This is a genomic window from Chromatium okenii (genome assembly GCF_002958735.1).
Lineage (GTDB): Bacteria > Pseudomonadota > Gammaproteobacteria > Chromatiales > Chromatiaceae > Chromatium > Chromatium okenii_A.
This window is the reverse complement of the sequence record NZ_PPGH01000038.1, coordinates 67,188-82,335: the sequence shown is the minus strand read 5'-3', so window position 1 is coordinate 82,335 and position 15,148 is coordinate 67,188. Positions and strand designations below refer to the sequence as shown.

15 protein-coding genes and 1 tRNA gene are annotated in these 15,148 nt (G+C 48.3%); 5 read left to right on the top strand and 11 right to left on the bottom strand.

Annotated elements, in window-relative coordinates; all coding sequences use genetic code 11:
* Positions 1-3: 3 nt before the first annotated feature.
* The 3 genes from CXB77_RS17395 (at position 4) to CXB77_RS17385 (ending at position 1,958) form a co-directional block, all read left to right on the top strand.
* Entirely contained in the window at positions 4-933 is a 930-nt protein-coding gene (locus tag CXB77_RS17395) for a branched-chain amino acid transaminase (protein WP_105074876.1), read from the top strand.
* A gap of 40 nt (positions 934-973) precedes the next feature.
* Complete coding sequence (locus tag CXB77_RS17390; protein WP_105074875.1) at positions 974-1,183, top strand: zinc-finger domain-containing protein; 210 nt, start codon at positions 974-976, stop codon at positions 1,181-1,183.
* Positions 1,184-1,286: 103 nt separating this feature from the next.
* Positions 1,287-1,958: a Bax inhibitor-1/YccA family protein gene (locus CXB77_RS17385; protein ID WP_105074874.1), complete on the top strand. Its 672-nt coding sequence runs from the start codon at positions 1,287-1,289 to the stop codon at positions 1,956-1,958.
* Between the two features lie 85 nt (positions 1,959-2,043).
* Here the strand turns inward: CXB77_RS17385 and prfA are convergent, their stop codons facing one another.
* Both prfA and hemA read right to left on the bottom strand, forming a co-directional pair.
* A complete protein-coding gene (gene prfA / locus CXB77_RS17380) occupies positions 2,044-3,123 on the bottom strand; it encodes a peptide chain release factor 1 (protein ID WP_105074873.1) in 1,080 nt (359 codons plus the stop codon).
* Positions 3,120-4,397 carry a glutamyl-tRNA reductase gene (gene hemA / locus CXB77_RS17375; protein ID WP_105074967.1) on the bottom strand — a complete coding sequence of 426 codons (1,278 nt, stop codon included), beginning with the start codon at positions 4,395-4,397 and terminating at the stop codon, positions 3,120-3,122. The genes prfA and hemA overlap by 4 nt, the downstream gene beginning before the upstream one ends.
* 241 nt (positions 4,398-4,638) lie before the next feature.
* Here hemA and CXB77_RS17370 point away from each other — a divergent pair.
* Positions 4,639-4,713: transfer RNA gene (locus CXB77_RS17370), tRNA-Gly, on the top strand.
* A 64-nt stretch (positions 4,714-4,777) separates the two neighbouring features.
* On the opposite strand, the gene CXB77_RS24845 is transcribed toward CXB77_RS17370, so the two are convergent.
* Positions 4,778-5,239 (bottom strand): aminotransferase class I/II-fold pyridoxal phosphate-dependent enzyme, encoded by a 462-nt coding sequence (locus tag CXB77_RS24845; RefSeq protein WP_431520762.1) that lies wholly within the window; start codon positions 5,237-5,239, stop codon positions 4,778-4,780.
* Positions 5,185-5,334 carry a hypothetical protein gene (locus CXB77_RS24840; RefSeq protein WP_431520761.1) on the bottom strand — a complete coding sequence of 50 codons (150 nt, stop codon included), beginning with the start codon at positions 5,332-5,334 and terminating at the stop codon, positions 5,185-5,187. The genes CXB77_RS24845 and CXB77_RS24840 overlap by 55 nt, the downstream gene beginning before the upstream one ends.
* Here CXB77_RS24840 and CXB77_RS24835 point away from each other — a divergent pair.
* A complete protein-coding gene (locus CXB77_RS24835; protein WP_431520760.1) occupies positions 5,324-5,464 on the top strand; it encodes a hypothetical protein in 141 nt (46 codons plus the stop codon). The genes CXB77_RS24840 and CXB77_RS24835 overlap by 11 nt on opposite strands.
* 125 nt (positions 5,465-5,589) lie before the next feature.
* Here CXB77_RS24835 and CXB77_RS24830 read toward each other — a convergent pair whose 3' ends face one another.
* From CXB77_RS24830 to CXB77_RS17340, 7 genes are all read right to left on the bottom strand, one after another.
* Complete coding sequence (locus CXB77_RS24830; RefSeq protein WP_431520759.1) at positions 5,590-5,814, bottom strand: aminotransferase class I/II-fold pyridoxal phosphate-dependent enzyme; 225 nt, start codon at positions 5,812-5,814, stop codon at positions 5,590-5,592.
* Positions 5,808-5,942, bottom strand: coding sequence for a hypothetical protein (locus CXB77_RS24825; RefSeq protein WP_431520758.1), 135 nt, complete (start codon positions 5,940-5,942; stop codon positions 5,808-5,810). Before CXB77_RS24825 ends, CXB77_RS24830 begins: the two co-directional genes overlap by 7 nt.
* Positions 5,943-5,946: 4 nt before the next feature.
* Positions 5,947-7,134: an RtcB family protein gene (locus CXB77_RS17360; protein WP_105074872.1), complete on the bottom strand. Its 1,188-nt coding sequence runs from the start codon at positions 7,132-7,134 to the stop codon at positions 5,947-5,949.
* Positions 7,135-7,282: 148 nt separating this feature from the next.
* Positions 7,283-8,098, bottom strand: coding sequence for a Rha family transcriptional regulator (locus CXB77_RS17355; protein ID WP_105074871.1), 816 nt, complete (start codon positions 8,096-8,098; stop codon positions 7,283-7,285).
* 272 nt (positions 8,099-8,370) lie between these two features.
* A complete protein-coding gene (locus tag CXB77_RS17350; protein ID WP_105074870.1) occupies positions 8,371-11,118 on the bottom strand; it encodes a DNA methyltransferase in 2,748 nt (915 codons plus the stop codon).
* Between the two features lie 142 nt (positions 11,119-11,260).
* The gene (locus CXB77_RS17345; RefSeq protein WP_197711102.1) at positions 11,261-12,043 is read right to left on the bottom strand and encodes a BRO-N domain-containing protein; all 783 of its coding nucleotides are present in this window, start codon (positions 12,041-12,043) and stop codon (positions 11,261-11,263) included.
* Positions 12,044-12,382: 339 nt separating this feature from the next.
* Positions 12,383-15,133 carry a DNA methyltransferase gene (locus tag CXB77_RS17340; RefSeq protein WP_105074868.1) on the bottom strand — a complete coding sequence of 917 codons (2,751 nt, stop codon included), beginning with the start codon at positions 15,131-15,133 and terminating at the stop codon, positions 12,383-12,385.
* Positions 15,134-15,148: the final 15 nt, after the last annotated feature.

Below are 15,148 nucleotides of genomic sequence, written 5' to 3'. Positions count from 1 at the left end.
ACGATGGCGACGATGGAAGACCGCGACGGTCTGATTTGGTTAGATGGCGCAATGGTGCCGTGGCGTGAAGCAAAAACCCATGTGTTAACCCATACGCTGCATTACGGAATGGGCGTGTTTGAGGGCGTGCGGGCGTATCAAACCGCACAGGGCGCAGCAATTTTCCGCTTGGAAGAGCACACCAATCGCCTCTTCAATTCCGCGCACATTCTCAACATGAACATGCCGTGGGATCGCGCCACCATCAATCAGGCGCATCGTGACGTGGTGCGCGAGAACGGTTTGGATTCTGCGTACATTCGCCCGATGTGTTTTTACGGCTCAGAAGGCATGGGACTGCGGGCGGATAATTTGCAAGTGCACTGCATGGTTGCCGCGTGGTCGTGGGGCGCGTATCTCGGCGAAGACAACATGCGCAACGGCATTCGCATTCGCGTGTCATCGTTCACCCGGCATCACGTCAATATCACCATGTGCCGTGCCAAAGCCAACGGCAACTACATGAATTCCATGCTGGCGCTGCAAGAGGCGCTGCGCGATGGCTATGACGAAGCACTGCTGCTGGATGCGTCCGGTTATGTCATGGAAGGCAGCGGCGAGAATGTGTTTATCGTCCGCGACGGCATTTTGTACACGCCCGATCTGACCTCAGCACTCGACGGCATCACGCGCCGCACTGTCATCAATTTATGCGCTGAATTGGGTTTGCCGGTGGTGGAAAAGCGCATCACCCGTGATGAGGTTTACATTGCCGATGAAGCATTTTTCACTGGCACTGCTGCCGAGGTCACGCCAATTCGTGAAGTAGACGGTCGCGCTATCGGCAGCGGCACTCGCGGCCCAATCACCGAGCGGTTGCAAACGCTGTATTTCGATCAGGTACACGGTCGCCGCGATGTTCGTCCCGAATGGCTGACGCTGGTTGCGGCGTAATTTTTGCGACCGCATTCTCACGCTTAGGAGCACTCGCCCAATGTCTCAACCGCAATCGCAAGTTCATTCCACAATCTCCGCACCGGCTGGCGCGATTTCGGTCAGTCACCGCGATTTGCCGTTGTCTTGTCCGCCACCAGATGCGCCAGTATGGAACCAACATCCTCGCGTGTTTTTGCCGATTGAGGACGCGCCCAACGGTGAAGCAGTATGTCCGTATTGCGGCGCTCATTACGTTTTGACGGTTTGAACGCGCCAGCCAGCCTCTTGGTTTTGCGGCAAATTGCCCATAAATCCTCGCCGTCAAGAACTTTTTCATTCACTGTTTAATCTAAAACTCAGGAGCTATTTGTATGATAAATCAAGACAATTTTGCGGTGCGTAACCCGCAGGTGCTCGCCACCAGCGCCAACCGCGTACTGAAAAACACCTACATGTTGCTGGCAGCAACGCTGGGTTTCAGTGCGTTCACCGCATTTCTATCCATCATGTTGGCCATGCCAGCTTGGACGTATCTCGCCGCAGTGATCGTGTCGATGCTGCTAGGAATTTTCGTGCTGCCCAAAGCCGCCAATTCAGCGTCTGGTGTCGGCGTGATTTTTGCGATTACTGGTTTGTTGGGCTTTGGACTCGGCGCAATCCTGACGCAATATCTGGCGCTGCCGAATGGCGGCCAAATCGTCGGATTGGCGTTTAGCGGCACGGCAGCGATTTTCCTCGGCTTGTCCGGTTACGCGCTCACGACCAAACGTGATTTCAGTTTTATGGCGGGTTTCGTATTCGCCGGAATGATGGTGGTAATGATTGCGGCGATTGCTAATATCTTCCTGCACATGCCTGCGCTGTCATTAGCCATTTCATCGGCGATTATTTTGCTGATGAGCGGCTTTATTTTGATTGACACTGGACGCATCGCTCGCGGTGAAGAAACCAACTACATCATGGCAACCTATGGCATTTATCTGAGCATCTTCAACATCTTTATCAGTTTGTTGCAGATTCTTGGCATTATGAGCGACGATTAAACTTCGTCCCAGCGTTACCACGCTGAATAACAAAAACCCCGACTGCATCAGTCGGGGTTTTTTATTGTGCAGCGAATGGATTATTTTAATTGCCCATCATTGCTGCCAGTTGCTCAGTGCGATATTCCGTCAATAACGGATCAATCACTTGATCCAATTGCCCCGCCATAATTTCATCGAGCTTATACAACGTCAGGTTAATGCGATGATCGGTCAGGCGATTTTGCGGAAAATTATAGGTACGAATACGTTCAGAACGGTCGCCGCTGCCGACTTGTAATTTGCGCGATTCCGACTGTTCCGATGCCTGTGTTTCTCGCGCTCCCGCCAGCAATTTGGCATGTAGCAGCGACATCGCACGAGCGCGGTTTTTGTGCTGCGAACGCTCTTCCTGACATTCGACCACGATCCCGCTGGGAATGTGCGTGATGCGGATTGCGGAGTCGGTTTTATTGATGTGCTGACCGCCAGCGCCAGAAGCGCGATAAGTATCGGTGCGCAAATCGTTCGGATTTATATCAATCGCATCAATCGCTTCTGCTTCGGGCAGCACTGCGACCGTGCACGCGGAAGTGTGGACGCGCCCCTGCGATTCGGTTTCTGGCACACGCTGGACGCGATGTGCGCCCGGCTCGAATTTCAACCGCGAAAAGACGCCGTTGCCGCTGATGCGAATCACCACTTCTTTATAACCGCCTAATTCTCCGGCACTTTCTGAAACCTGTTCGGTGCGCCAGCCGAGCGTTTCGGCATAACGCAAATACATTCGCAACAAATCCGCCGCAAATAACGCTGCCTCTGCGCCGCCCGTGCCAGCGCGAATTTCCAGAAAGCTGTTGCACTGGTCGTTCGGATCGGGCGGAATCAATAACTGCTGCAATTCTGCTTCTAACGTCGCTCGCTGCGTGTCTATTTCCGCGATTTCATCCCGCGCCAGCGCCGCCAATTCTGCATCCGCCAACATCTCCTCGGCAGCCGCTAGATCACGCTCGGCATCTAAATAGCGGCGATAACAGGTCATCAGCGGTTCGAGCTGCGCGTATTCCCGCCCCAAATCCCGAAACCGATTTTGATCGGTTTGCGTGTCCGCCTCCGACAACAGCGCCATCACCTCACTGAAACGCTCGGCAATCCGCTCCAGCTTGCTGCGAATGGATGGATTCATGATGCCGTCGCTGAAGCGCGAGTTTGATCGAGTTGAAACAGCTCGTTGGCTGCGTCGAGGATTTCTGCGTCACCATCCCGTGCCGCTTGCCGCAAGCGTGAGCTGGGCGCATGGAGCAATTTGTTGGTGAGCGTGTGCGCGAGAAAACTCAACACTTCGCTCGGCGATTTACCGGCGTCGAGCTGGCGCTGGGCGCGGTTGAGCACTTCATCGCGCAATTCCTCGGCGCGTTGCCGGTAATCCTGAATCAGCCCAGCGGCATCGAGCGAACGCAGCCACGCCATAAATTCGCCGGAATGAAACGCGATGATTTCTTCCGCCTGTTCCGCTGCCGCCTGCCGCGAGCGCAGACCTTCGTCAATCACGCCCTGCAAATCGTCGATGGTGTACAGATAAACGTCATCCAATTCACCGACTTCCGGCTCGATGTCACGCGGAACCGCGATGTCCACCATGAAAATCGGGCGATGTTTGCGCTTCTTCAGCGCCCGCTCCACCGTGCCCTTGCCGAGCACCGGCAGCGGGCTGGCGGTGGACGCAATCACGATGTCGGCTTCCGGCAGATGGTTGGCAATTTCCGACAGCGAAATGGCAAAACCGTCGAACTGGGCAGCGAGATCGTGAGCACGTTCGACGGTGCGATTGGCAACGATGATGCGCCCGACGCCGTTGTGATGCAGATGCCGTGCTGCCAGTTCAATCGTTTCACCGGCGCCAATCAGCAGCGCGGTTTGCTGCGACAGATCGCTGAAAATCTGTCGCGCTAAATTGACCGCAGCGAACGCGACCGACACCGGACTGCTGCCGATGGCGGTTTCGGTTCGCACCGTTTTTGCCACAGAGAAAGTGTGCTGAAACAAGCGCCCCAGCAGTTTGCCGGTCGCAGCGCAATCGGTCGCGGTTTGATATGCGGCTTTGACTTGACCGAGAATTTGCGGCTCGCCGAGCACCAGCGAATCCAAGCCGCTCGACACGCGCAGCAGATGAATCACGGCATCGCGTTCGGCGTGGGCGTAGAGAAACGGATTCATCCGCTCGTGTTCCACACCGTGAAATCCGCTCAACCAGTGGCGAATGGTGTCTTCTGCGCCGTCCTGCGTCGCGCAATACAGCTCAGTACGGTTGCAGGTGGAAAGAATGACGCCCTCACGCACACCGGCGCATTTGGTCAAATCGCGCAGTGCACCCGCGATGATGTCTGGGCCAAAAGCCACCCGCTCGCGGATGTCAATCGGGGCAGTCTTATGGTTGAGTCCGAGAACAAGCAGCTTCATTAACATTTCTCCGGTTGAAACTCTGCCGTGCAGGGCGGCAGTTTTGAATGAGAGCCGGTCTTTCCCGGCGATTGGCCCGTGACGCAAAACAACGTAATGCTAACAATTTTCAGGCTAAAAAATTATCAGGCGCAGTTGCAACCGTGTCAAAATACCGCAATGACAATTTGCTGGCGCTGTAAAAATTGTTTTTCAACAGTTGACAGATTCTGAAAAGCCACTAGAATTGCGGGCTCTTAACGCGGGAATAGCTCAGTGGTAGAGCACAACCTTGCCAAGGTTGGGGTCGCGAGTTCGAGCCTCGTTTCCCGCTCCAAATATCCAACAAAAACAGCGATCATTTGATCGCTGTTTTTGTGTGTGTCGCGTTTATTGATTCGTCAATCCGGCGGCAGTTGAATCGCTGCCAACGCAGTCAACAGCCGATCGACATCAGTTTCCGAATGTGCCGCAGAGAGCGTGATGCGCAGCCGCGCAGTGCCTGCCGGAACCGTCGGCGGACGAATCGCACTGACCAAAATCCCCACTGTTTCAAGTTGTTGACTCCACGCCAGCGCCAGCTCGGCAGTCCCGACCAGCAACGGTTGAATCGGCGTGAATGAATTCGCCAGCGGCAAATCCAATTGCGCTGCGCCGTGCCGAAATCGCGCAATCAATGTCTGCAACTGTTCGCGTCGCCAATCTTCACGCTCGGCCAGCCGCAAACTCACGCGAGTCGCTTCGGCGAGCGCGGGCGGCATGGCAGTGGTGAAAATGTAACTGCGGGCGCGTTGAATCAGCGTTTCAATCACTTCCTCCGCGCCAGCGACAAATGCGCCGAACGTGCCAAATGCTTTGCCCACGTTCCCATCACGACCGTCGTTTCGTCGCGTTCAACCCAAAATGATGCAGCGAGCCGCGCCGCCGCGCCCCAGCACACCAAATCCGTGCGCATCATCAATCAGCAACCACGCGCCAGCGTCACGGCAATCTGCATCAGCGCAGGCAGCGGCGCGAGATCGCCGTCCATGCTGAATACGCCGTCAGTGGCAATTAACGCGGCGGGTCTTTTGCAATTAACTGATTGAGTTCATTGATGTTGCAGTGCGGATAACGGCGCAGCGTGGCGCGAGCTAGTTGCGCTCCATCGAGCAGCGAAGCGTGATTGAGCCGTCTTGAAACAGCGTGTCGCCGCGTCCGGTCAGTGCTGTAATCACGCCGAGATTTGCCATGTAACCCGTTGAAAATAAAAGCACTCGCGGTTGCCAGTAAATTCTGCCAACGCTTCTTCCAGCGCGTGATGCGCTGCCGTGTGACCGTTGACCAAATGCGCCGCGCCGCTGCCCACGCCCCAACGCGCTGCGCCGTGCTGCAACGCCGCAATCACGTCGGGATGATTGGCCAAACCGAGATAATCATTGCTGCAAAAACTCAGCACGACCGCCCATCGCTGCTGCCATGCGGCTGCGCTGGCGCGTCTTGAATGCGGCGACGGCGATACAAATGCGCCGTTTTCTGCGCAGCAAGTTGGGCGCGTAAATCGGCGATAAGTGATTGATCTTTCATCCTTTTACGCAGACAACTGTTTGAGCCGGTGCACGATTTCGACCAAATCGGACTGATTCGCCATCACTTGATCGATGTCCTTGTAAGCACTGGGAATTTCATCGAGAACGCCCTTGTCTTTGCGGCAAATCACGCCTTCCGTTTGCGTGGCTAAATCCGCCGTCGTGAATTGGCGCTCGGCGGCAGTGCGACTCATGCGCCGTCCCGCTCCATGCGCACAGGATTGAAAACTCTCAGGATTTCCCAATCCGCGCACAATGTAACTGCGTGCCCCCATGCTGCCGGGAATGATGCCCAAATCGCCTGCTCGCGCTCGAATTGCGCCTTTGCGCGTCACCCAAACATCGGCTTGATAATGATGTTCACGCGCAACGTAATTGTGATGGCAATTCACAACCTCGGTCGTCACATTAAATACTGGCAAATGACGCGCCAGTGCCGCTAATACTAAAGTCATCATTTGATCGCGGTTTTCACGCGCATAGGATTGCGCCCAAGATACTGCCGCAACGTAATCATCAAAATGTTCACTGCCTTCTGGAAAATACGCTAAATCGCGGTCGGGAAGTTGAATAAACCAACGTTCCATATCGCGCCGCGCCAATTCAATAAAATAGTTCCCAATCGCATTGCCAATGCCACGACTTCCAGAATGCAGCATGATCCACACTTGACCGGCTTCATCTAAACAAATTTCAATAAAATGATTGCCGCCGCCCAGCGTACCCATTTGATTTATCCAATTGGAAAAGCGCCCGAATGCTTTGAGCAATTGCGGATGTTTTTCGGTCATGGTTTGTAACGGCGCAGCAAATGGCATTGCCGCTTCATTCAAAGCGCGTTCATCACGATGTTGTCCACGACCAACGGGAACATCGCGGCTAATTTGATCGAAGACCTTTTTTAAGACGCGCTCATCAATGTGTTCGGCAGTTAATGACGTGCGCACTGCTGCCATGCCACAACCAATATCAACGCCAACCGCAGCGGGAATAATCGCTTGATGCGTCGCAATGACACTGCCAATCGTCGCGCCAATTCCAGCATGAACATCGGGCATTGCCGCAACGTGATGATGAATAAATGGCAATTTGGAGATATTCAGCAATTGCTGACGGGCGGTCGAATCAAGATCATCAGTCCAAACTTTGACGGGCTTTTCGCATTCAGTCATCACTTGTTTAATAGGCATGATTGACTCCGTTATCGGTTGATAAATGGATGATCGAACTCAATACTTTACACTGAATAATGATCAGCGCAATGATTTACTGATGCCGCTGAAATTAAAAACCCGCTCACTACATCAATAGCGAGCGGGTTTTATGCAGCGTTGGCGATTATTGAGAGTTGGTTCCTGGCAATGCGTTGGAGTCAATATATGCCTCCAATCGTTTTAATAACTCAGGGAAACGCTCCACGAAAAAGAGCGGCTGGGTCTCGCGGGGATTATTCGGGCTGGTTTCATTGCGCCCGTATTGTAAACCCTCGTCAGTGAGATTCCAGAACCACTTAATCTCATTATTGCGACCCTTGCGCGATAGGTGTTGAAGAATACCCATTGCTTCCAATGCGGGATTGACCTTCTTGGCGACTTGACTACCGAGTGGATGTCCGATCTCTTTCAATAGCGGAGTAATCGCTCTGACCAGTGATTCATCGACATAATCCGGTAGAAAATTCGATTTAGAACCCTTCGTTTCACATAGTAACGCGAGCATCCGAATCTTGCTGGTATCTGACATTTTTAATGTCCGCATCGCCAATTCAGCAATCTGAATCTCAATTGCTGGCTGATAGGGCAACGTATAAGCATCAGATTGAATAGATGGTTGTTGCAGAGTTGATGCAGCGGCGGCTTCGAGTTCCTGCCAGCGATCTACTAATTTAGCGGTAAACTCAGGTGAAAGCTGCGCAACCACAATAAAAGAGTCGCGCTTATGGGCGTGATCGAAGACGTATATCTCGCGCTTAATAGGAAGACCTAAGTTGCTGATTTCCTCTAAAAACGCAATTTGCGGTTTTAGGATTGTGCCGCGTGCAACAAGCATATCAATGGTGCGTTTAACGTCTGAGTGGCGCTTCTCAACAAGATCAGCGATCTCGCGGGAAGTCATGGTGATGGTTAATACGGAAGTGCTATTGTAAGTTTCCATTACGGAGACCTCTGTATTTGCTTAGATGCAAAGCCTCAAATTAGATTTGAAGCAGTCGGGAGGATCTAAACGGCTACAGGCACCGCGCAGCTATTCCTGATTACTCAGTTATTCACCACCACTCCCGACAAGTCACTATTATAAACTGTGCAGGCAAAAAAATACCGCCTGACTGTCGGGGGCGTTTCCGCCTGTACGAGGTTTAGACTCCTCTTGCGACATAGAAAAACACGCTTATCAAAAGATGTCAACCACAATCAACAAAAATCCGATTAACCCCGTTTTCTGCGTTTCGGTTGTTGCGGATCAAGCGGCGCAGTGAGTTGTTGATACCGCTCGAATAGAAAAGCCACGCGATCCGTATCACCAATGAATTTCTGTTTGGAATACGCTGTATCCACTGCTGCATCCAATTGGCGATGTGCTTTAACCAATTCGGCAGGCATCGTTAATGGATCATAAAGCGCAGCAAGTGATGAATTTGGCGATTGCGCCCGTGCATCTAATATCGCCTGCGCCATCAATTCTATTTTATTGCGCTGTTTATCAGTGATTGATTCCGGCCACGGGAAATTGTTATAAACAATACCTGCTGAATAACGGTAACTACTTCCAAGACGTCCGCACACAGTACGCATCCAAGCCATGTGCATTGCTGAAGACAAAATGCCAAAGTGATAAGCATTTGAATTTGGAATCACATACAAAAGATTACTGGCAATAACATTGGATGATACTATTCCCATAGGAATATATTTACGTCGATCTCCTGACACTTCAGGAATAACGAGATAATCCGATGATGGTTGCCTTAATTCCGTAAAAATTGCTGGATTATCAGCAGATTCACGAGTTGATTCTTTTTGGCTATCCAAACGCATTAGTCTAACTTTATTAATGCGTTTCAGCGCGAGCGGCATTTTTTTAAGCTGCTCAGGAGGACAATCAATCAACCAGAGGCAATAACGCTCAATGTTATAAATAAATTCTTCGCTACCAATAAATTGTTTTATAAAATTTGCTGCCGCTGGCTCTTTACTTAAAAAACTATCCCGTTCGGTTTTAGAAAACAAGAAATTACCACCATCAACAGGTTTACTCCCATAAACTAAATTCGGAGCAGAGCAAATTGGGGAGCTACGCCGCACAACAATCACATCAGGCGCATCAACTAAATAAGGATTGATGCGACCTACAATAGTTTCATGTGGCTCAGAGTGAACTGATTTATAATAAAATAATCGCTTTTCAGTCGTGTCATGTAATGCAAAACCTACAATCACGCAATGCACAGTAGCATTTCCTTTTGCTTCATTTGACCATTGAAAAGTGCGATGGGCAAAATGAACTTTAATTCCGCGTTTTAATAAATCTGACCACAATAAGCCAATTTGCTCGCCTTGTATGATTGAACTGGTTGAAACAAATGCAGTTTTAATTGCCGGATGATCTGTCATGTAATCTGTTGCTTTACGGAACCATGCTGCAACAAAATCCAAATTTCCAGCACCTTTCACGTCATGAAAGATACGTGCTAAATCTTTTTTTTGCGCAGTTGATTGATAGGATTTTCCAATAAATGGCGGATTGCCTAGAATAAAATTTAGTTCTGTAGGTTTAATGACATCACGCCAATCAATTTGTAAAGCGTTGCCATGACAAATAATCGCTGAATGTGTCAGTGGAATACGTAGATAGTACTGTCCAAACTGTTGAGAAATTAACAGATTCATCTGATGATCGATTAACCACATCGCAGTTTGAGCAATTTGCGCGGGGAATTCCTCAATTTCAATTCCGTAAAATTGGTTAACATTGCACAGGATATTAAATTCGCCCACACCAATAGAAAGATCGCGGGAATCATTAAATAATTCTCGTAGTACATCTAATTCCAATAAACGCAATTCTCGATAAGCAATCACTAAAAAATTACCACAGCCGCAAGCAGGGTCAAGAAATTTAAGTTTGGCGAGCTTTTCTTGAAAGGCAAATAGTTTTTTCTTATTATATTTTACCCTTTCAAATTCTGCCCGCAGATCATCTAAAAATAGTGGTTGAATTAATTTCAGGATATTAGTTTCTGACGTGTAATGTGCGCCGAGTTGACGGCGTTCAGTTGCATTCATCACCGATTGAAATAATGCACCAAAAATGGCTGGAGAAATTTTTCCCCAATCCAGTGCGCAGCTTTCTAATAATAAATCACGCATTTCTCGATCAAAAGCTGCTATTGGCAAGCGTTCAGTGAATAGATGACCATTGATATAAGGAAATGCAGCAAGCTGTTCATCCAAGCGAGTGAGGCGCTTATTTTTTAGCGTATTCAATACTTCAAAACAATTTGCCAGCCATTGCGCTAAATCTTGTCCATCTTCAGCGGTGCGTTGTTCAATCAAATCTTGAAATTGATTAACTTCAAAAATGCCGGTATGTTCGGCAAATAAACAAAACACCAGCCGCACTAAATACACTTTCAACGCATGACCGTCATAACCGCTGGCTTTTAATTGGTCATGCAGTAAACCCATGCGCTCGGCAGCTTTGATATTGATCGGGTCTTGTTCTTTATAGGCAACCGTTTGATAACCTGCCATAAAACCGAATAAATGAACGTGATTGACCAATTCTGACAATAAAAAATCATGCTGTTCATTTTCTTCTAAATCATACAACCGAAACCGCGCAAAATCGCACACCAATACATAATGCGGCAATTCACGTTCTTTCAAGCCGTGAAAATAATCCGTCGCTTGCGTATGCGCACGGTCTAAACTTTTGCCGCGTGATTTATGTTCAACCAACAACTTGCCTTTCCACAGCAAATCAATATAACCAGTGCGTCCATCCACTGTTTTTACGCGCCGTTCAAAATTCGCTAGCCGCCGCCGACTCACGCCAAAGATATTAAAAAAACCATCCCAAAACGATTTGGCTTCTGCATCTTCTGCGCATTCATCCGCCCATTCCCGCGAAAATTGGAGAGCGCGATCTTTGATTTCATTCCAAGATAATGGCATAGAGAACTCTTAACACGCAGAAGATTGAATACAGAGTTTAACTGATCTTCAACTCGAATTCAGCATAATATTGATGCGATGATTATAACAAAAAACCCGCTCACTACATAAATAGCGAGCGGGTTTTATGTAGCGTTGGCGATTATTGAGAGTTGGTTCCCGGCAATGCGTTGGAGTCAATATATGCCTCCAAACGTTTTAATAACTCAGGAAAACGCTCCACGAAAAACAGCGGCTGGGTCTCGCGGGGATTGTTCGGGCTGGTTTCATTGCGCCCGTATTGCAAACCCTCGTCAGTGAGATTCCAGAACCACTTAATCTCATTATTGCGACCCTTGCGCGACAGGTGTTGAAGAATACCCATTGCTTCTAATGCGGGATTGACCTTCTTGGCAACTTGACTGCCGAGCGGATGTCCGATCTCTTTCAATAGCGGAGTAATTGCTCTGACCAGTGGTTCATCGACATAATCCGGTAGAAAATCAGGTGAAATGTTTTCACTCTCAGCGATCTTCGTCAGCATCCGAATCTTACTGGTATCTGACATGCGCAACATTCGTGCTGCTGCTTCTGCAATAAATATCTTGGCAGCAAGTTCACGGGAAACTTGCGGTGAATTGCTCTGAATATCCTGTTCAATATGATATCCGCCGGTCTTGCGAATAGAAGGCAAAACTTCGGCAGTGACCCACTTGCGGAACTTGTGTGGAACAGTGCCGGACTTGGTCGCATCGCGGCAGCGCAGAATCATCGTGTACAGACCCGACTCGTTGATAATACTGACTTCTTGCATTCCGCCTAGGGTCTGCATTGAGTACAGACCCTTTTCGTCATCATCGAGTTTACGAATCGCTGTCGGGTCAACGTTAAGCGCCGAACAGACATCTGTAGCAATAAACCAAGGATCGCTGTCAATCAGAATCATGCGGATGTCAAAGCTGGCGTTTTCAGAAGGTGAGAACGTAAAAACGGAGGGATTTACGGCGTTGGAAATTGAATTAAACATAACAATTACCCGTTTGCTTCTTTGAAGGAAGACCCTAATAGGGTCGTTGTGGGGCTTCAAACCGCAAACAGACGGCGGGATTATTCGTGAGATAACTCTCCTTATTTCTCCGCACCCCCCAGCGAAAAAAATGAAACTGGGGAAATAATAAACCACTAACTTTCGAGTGTGGCATCGCTGTTTGAGGTTTTTGAAGCACCTGCGCTATAGAAAAACACGCTTATCAAAAGATGTCAACCACAATCAATAAAAATCTGATTAACCCCGTTTTCTGCGTTTCGGTTGTTGCGGATCAAGCGGCGCAGTGAGTTGTTGATACCGCTCGAATAGAAAAGCCACGCGATCCGTATCACCACTGAACTTCTGTTTGGAATACGCTGCATCAACCGCACGATCTAATTGACGATGCGCTTTAACCAATTCGGCAGGCATCGTTAATGGATCATAAAGCGTGGCAAGTGACGCATTTGGCGATTGATCTCTAGCATCTAATACCGCCTGCGCTGCCTGTTCTATTTTATTGCGCTGTTTATCAGTGATTAATTCCGGCCAAGGAAAGTTATTGTAAACGATGGTATTTGAGTATTGATAACGGCTTTCAAGTCGTCCGCAAACCGTGCGCACCCAAGCCATGTGCATTGCTGAAGTTAAAACGCCAAAGTGATAAATTGATGCGTCTGGAATGATTAAAGCAGAACCGCTGGCAATGATGTTTGAATGACAAAATCCAATGGGAATATAATCTCTGTTTTCTGAAGATACCTTTGGCACTAAAAGATACTGCGTTGCAGGTTGTCTTATTTCGCCGAATAGAGCGGGTGTTTTTGCAAGCAATTTTGTTTGTTCCCGATTACTGGAAAGTCGATATTGCTTGTTAAGCTCAATCCGTTTTTTAATCAATTTAGAGCGGCAGGCTTCAACAAGATCGCAGTCAACTAACCACAGGCAATATCTTGAGATATTGTTAATAAACTCATCGCCCCCAGAATATCGACGAATAAATCGCTCTGTTGTGGAATCAGCGGCAATCATTTCCTCTTTTTCTTCTTCATTCAATATCAAATGACCCTTGTCTATCGGCATACTGCCGTATGCTATTTCTGGCGCATTTTTTGATAATGGTTGTGAGCGGCGTTCAATAAAAACAGTGTTCGCATCAACCAAATAAGGATTGATGTTGTTAGGTTTAATTTCGCTGGGTTCAGACTGTGGTGTTTCATAAACAAAAAGCTGTTTTTTTACTGCATCGTGCAATGCAAATCCGACGATCACGCAATGCACCGCAGCCTTGCCTTTTGCCTCACTCGACCATTGAAACGTGCGATGCGCAAAATGAATTTTAACGCCGCGTTTTAATAAATCTGACCATAACACGCCAACTTGTTCGCCTTGTGTAATTGAATTAGTTGAGACAAAAGCTGTTTTAATTGCCAGATGCGCTACCATATAATCAACTGCTTTGCGATACCAAGCAGCGACAAAATCTAAATTGCCCATGCCTTGAACATTCTGAAATACTTGCGCCATATCAGTTTTTTGAGAGTCGCTCTGCTCTTTTTTTCCAACAAACGGCGGATTCCCTAAAATATAATTCAATTCTGCTGGTGTCACTACATCACACCAATCAACTTGTAGCGCATTGCCATGACGAATTGTCGCGGAATGGGTGAGCGGAATTCGTAAATAATTTATGCCGAATTCTTGAGATGCCAGTTGATTCATTTGATGATCGGTCAACCACAGTGCAGTTTGGGCAATTTGCGCTGGAAATTCCTCAATTTCAATCCCATAAAACTGATTGACATTGCAGCGAATGTTAAGCTCAACGCCAATGGATAAATCTTTAGATGCGCCAAACAGCACCCGCAACACTTCCAATTCAAGCAAGCGCAATTCCCGATAGACGATGACCAGAAAATTGCCGCAACCGCAAGCTGGATCAAGGAATTTTAAGCTGGCGAGCTTTTCTTGAAACGCAAATAAATTGCTTTTGCTCTGCCGTTTCACGCGCTCAAATTCAGCCCGCAGTTCATCTAAAAATAACGGTTTAATCAGTTTTAAGATATTCGTTTCTGACGTGTAATGTGCGCCCAGATGACGGCGATTTTTAGCGTCCATCACCGATTGAAATAAAGCGCCAAAGATCGCAGGTGAAATTCGCCCCCAATCCAACGCACAACTTTCTAATAATAGATCGCGCATTTTTCGATCAAAAGCCGCAGTCGGTAACTGTTCGGCAAATAGTTGACCGTTAATATAACGAAATGCGGCAAGCTGCGAATCAAGATGCGTTAAACGTTTTTCATGTGGCGTACTCAATACCTCAAAGCAATTCGCCAGCCATTGCGCCAAATCTTGTCCATCTTCTGCGGTGCGTTGTTCAATTAAATCTTGAAATTGATTGACTTCAAAAATGCCGGTATGTTCGGCAAATAAACAAAACACCAGCCGCACTAAATACACTTCCAACGCATGACCGTCATAACCGCTGCTTTTTAGTTTGTCATGTAGTAAACCCATGCGCTCGGCAGCTTTCAGATTGATTGGGTCTTGTTCCTTAATGGCAACCGTTTGATAACCGGCCATAAAGCCAAATAAATGAACGTGATTCACCAATTCGGATAATTGGAACTCGTATTGCGCATTGGCATCTAAATCATATAATCGAAACCGTGCAAAATCGCACACCAATACATAACGCGGCAATTCGCGTTCTTTCAAACCATGAAAATAATCGGTCGCTTGTGCGTGAGCACGGTCTAAACTTTTGCCGCGTGATTTGTGTTCAACCAATAACTTGCCTTTCCACAGCAAATCAATATAACCAGACCGACCGTCAATCTGTTTAACATACACTTCAAAACTTGCCATGCGGCGACGAGTGATACCAAAGATATTAAAAAACCCATCCCAAAAGGATTTGGCTTCTGCATCTTCTGAGCATTCATCCGCCCATTCCCGCGAAAATTGGAAAGCGCGATCTTTGATTTCATTCCAAGATAATGGCATGGTGAATCTCTATAC

Bases quoted from the DNA above. Each gene is read 5' to 3' on its own strand.
- CXB77_RS17385 (WP_105074874.1), top strand. From the start codon at position 1,287: ATGATAAATCAAGACAATTTTGCGGTGCGTAACCCGCAGGTGCTCGCC.
- CXB77_RS17345 (WP_197711102.1), bottom strand. From the start codon at position 12,043: ATGATTCTGATTGACAGCGATCCTTGGTTTATTGCTACAGATGTCTGT.
- CXB77_RS17340 (WP_105074868.1), bottom strand. From the start codon at position 15,133: ATGCCATTATCTTGGAATGAAATCAAAGATCGCGCTTTCCAATTTTCG.
- CXB77_RS24840 (WP_431520761.1), bottom strand. From the start codon at position 5,334: ATGATGCGCACGGATTTGGTGTGCTGGGGCGCGGCGGCGCGGCTCGCT.
- CXB77_RS17390 (WP_105074875.1), top strand. From the start codon at position 974: ATGTCTCAACCGCAATCGCAAGTTCATTCCACAATCTCCGCACCGGCT.
- CXB77_RS24825 (WP_431520758.1), bottom strand. From the start codon at position 5,942: ATGAAAGATCAATCACTTATCGCCGATTTACGCGCCCAACTTGCTGCG.
- hemA (WP_105074967.1), bottom strand. From the start codon at position 4,397: ATGAAGCTGCTTGTTCTCGGACTCAACCATAAGACTGCCCCGATTGAC.
- CXB77_RS17395 (WP_105074876.1), top strand. From the start codon at position 4: ATGGCGACGATGGAAGACCGCGACGGTCTGATTTGGTTAGATGGCGCA.
- CXB77_RS17360 (WP_105074872.1), bottom strand. From the start codon at position 7,134: ATGCCTATTAAACAAGTGATGACTGAATGCGAAAAGCCCGTCAAAGTT.
- CXB77_RS17350 (WP_105074870.1), bottom strand. From the start codon at position 11,118: ATGCCATTATCTTGGAATGAAATCAAAGATCGCGCTCTCCAATTTTCG.
- CXB77_RS17355 (WP_105074871.1), bottom strand. From the start codon at position 8,098: ATGGAAACTTACAATAGCACTTCCGTATTAACCATCACCATGACTTCC.
- prfA (WP_105074873.1), bottom strand. From the start codon at position 3,123: ATGAATCCATCCATTCGCAGCAAGCTGGAGCGGATTGCCGAGCGTTTC.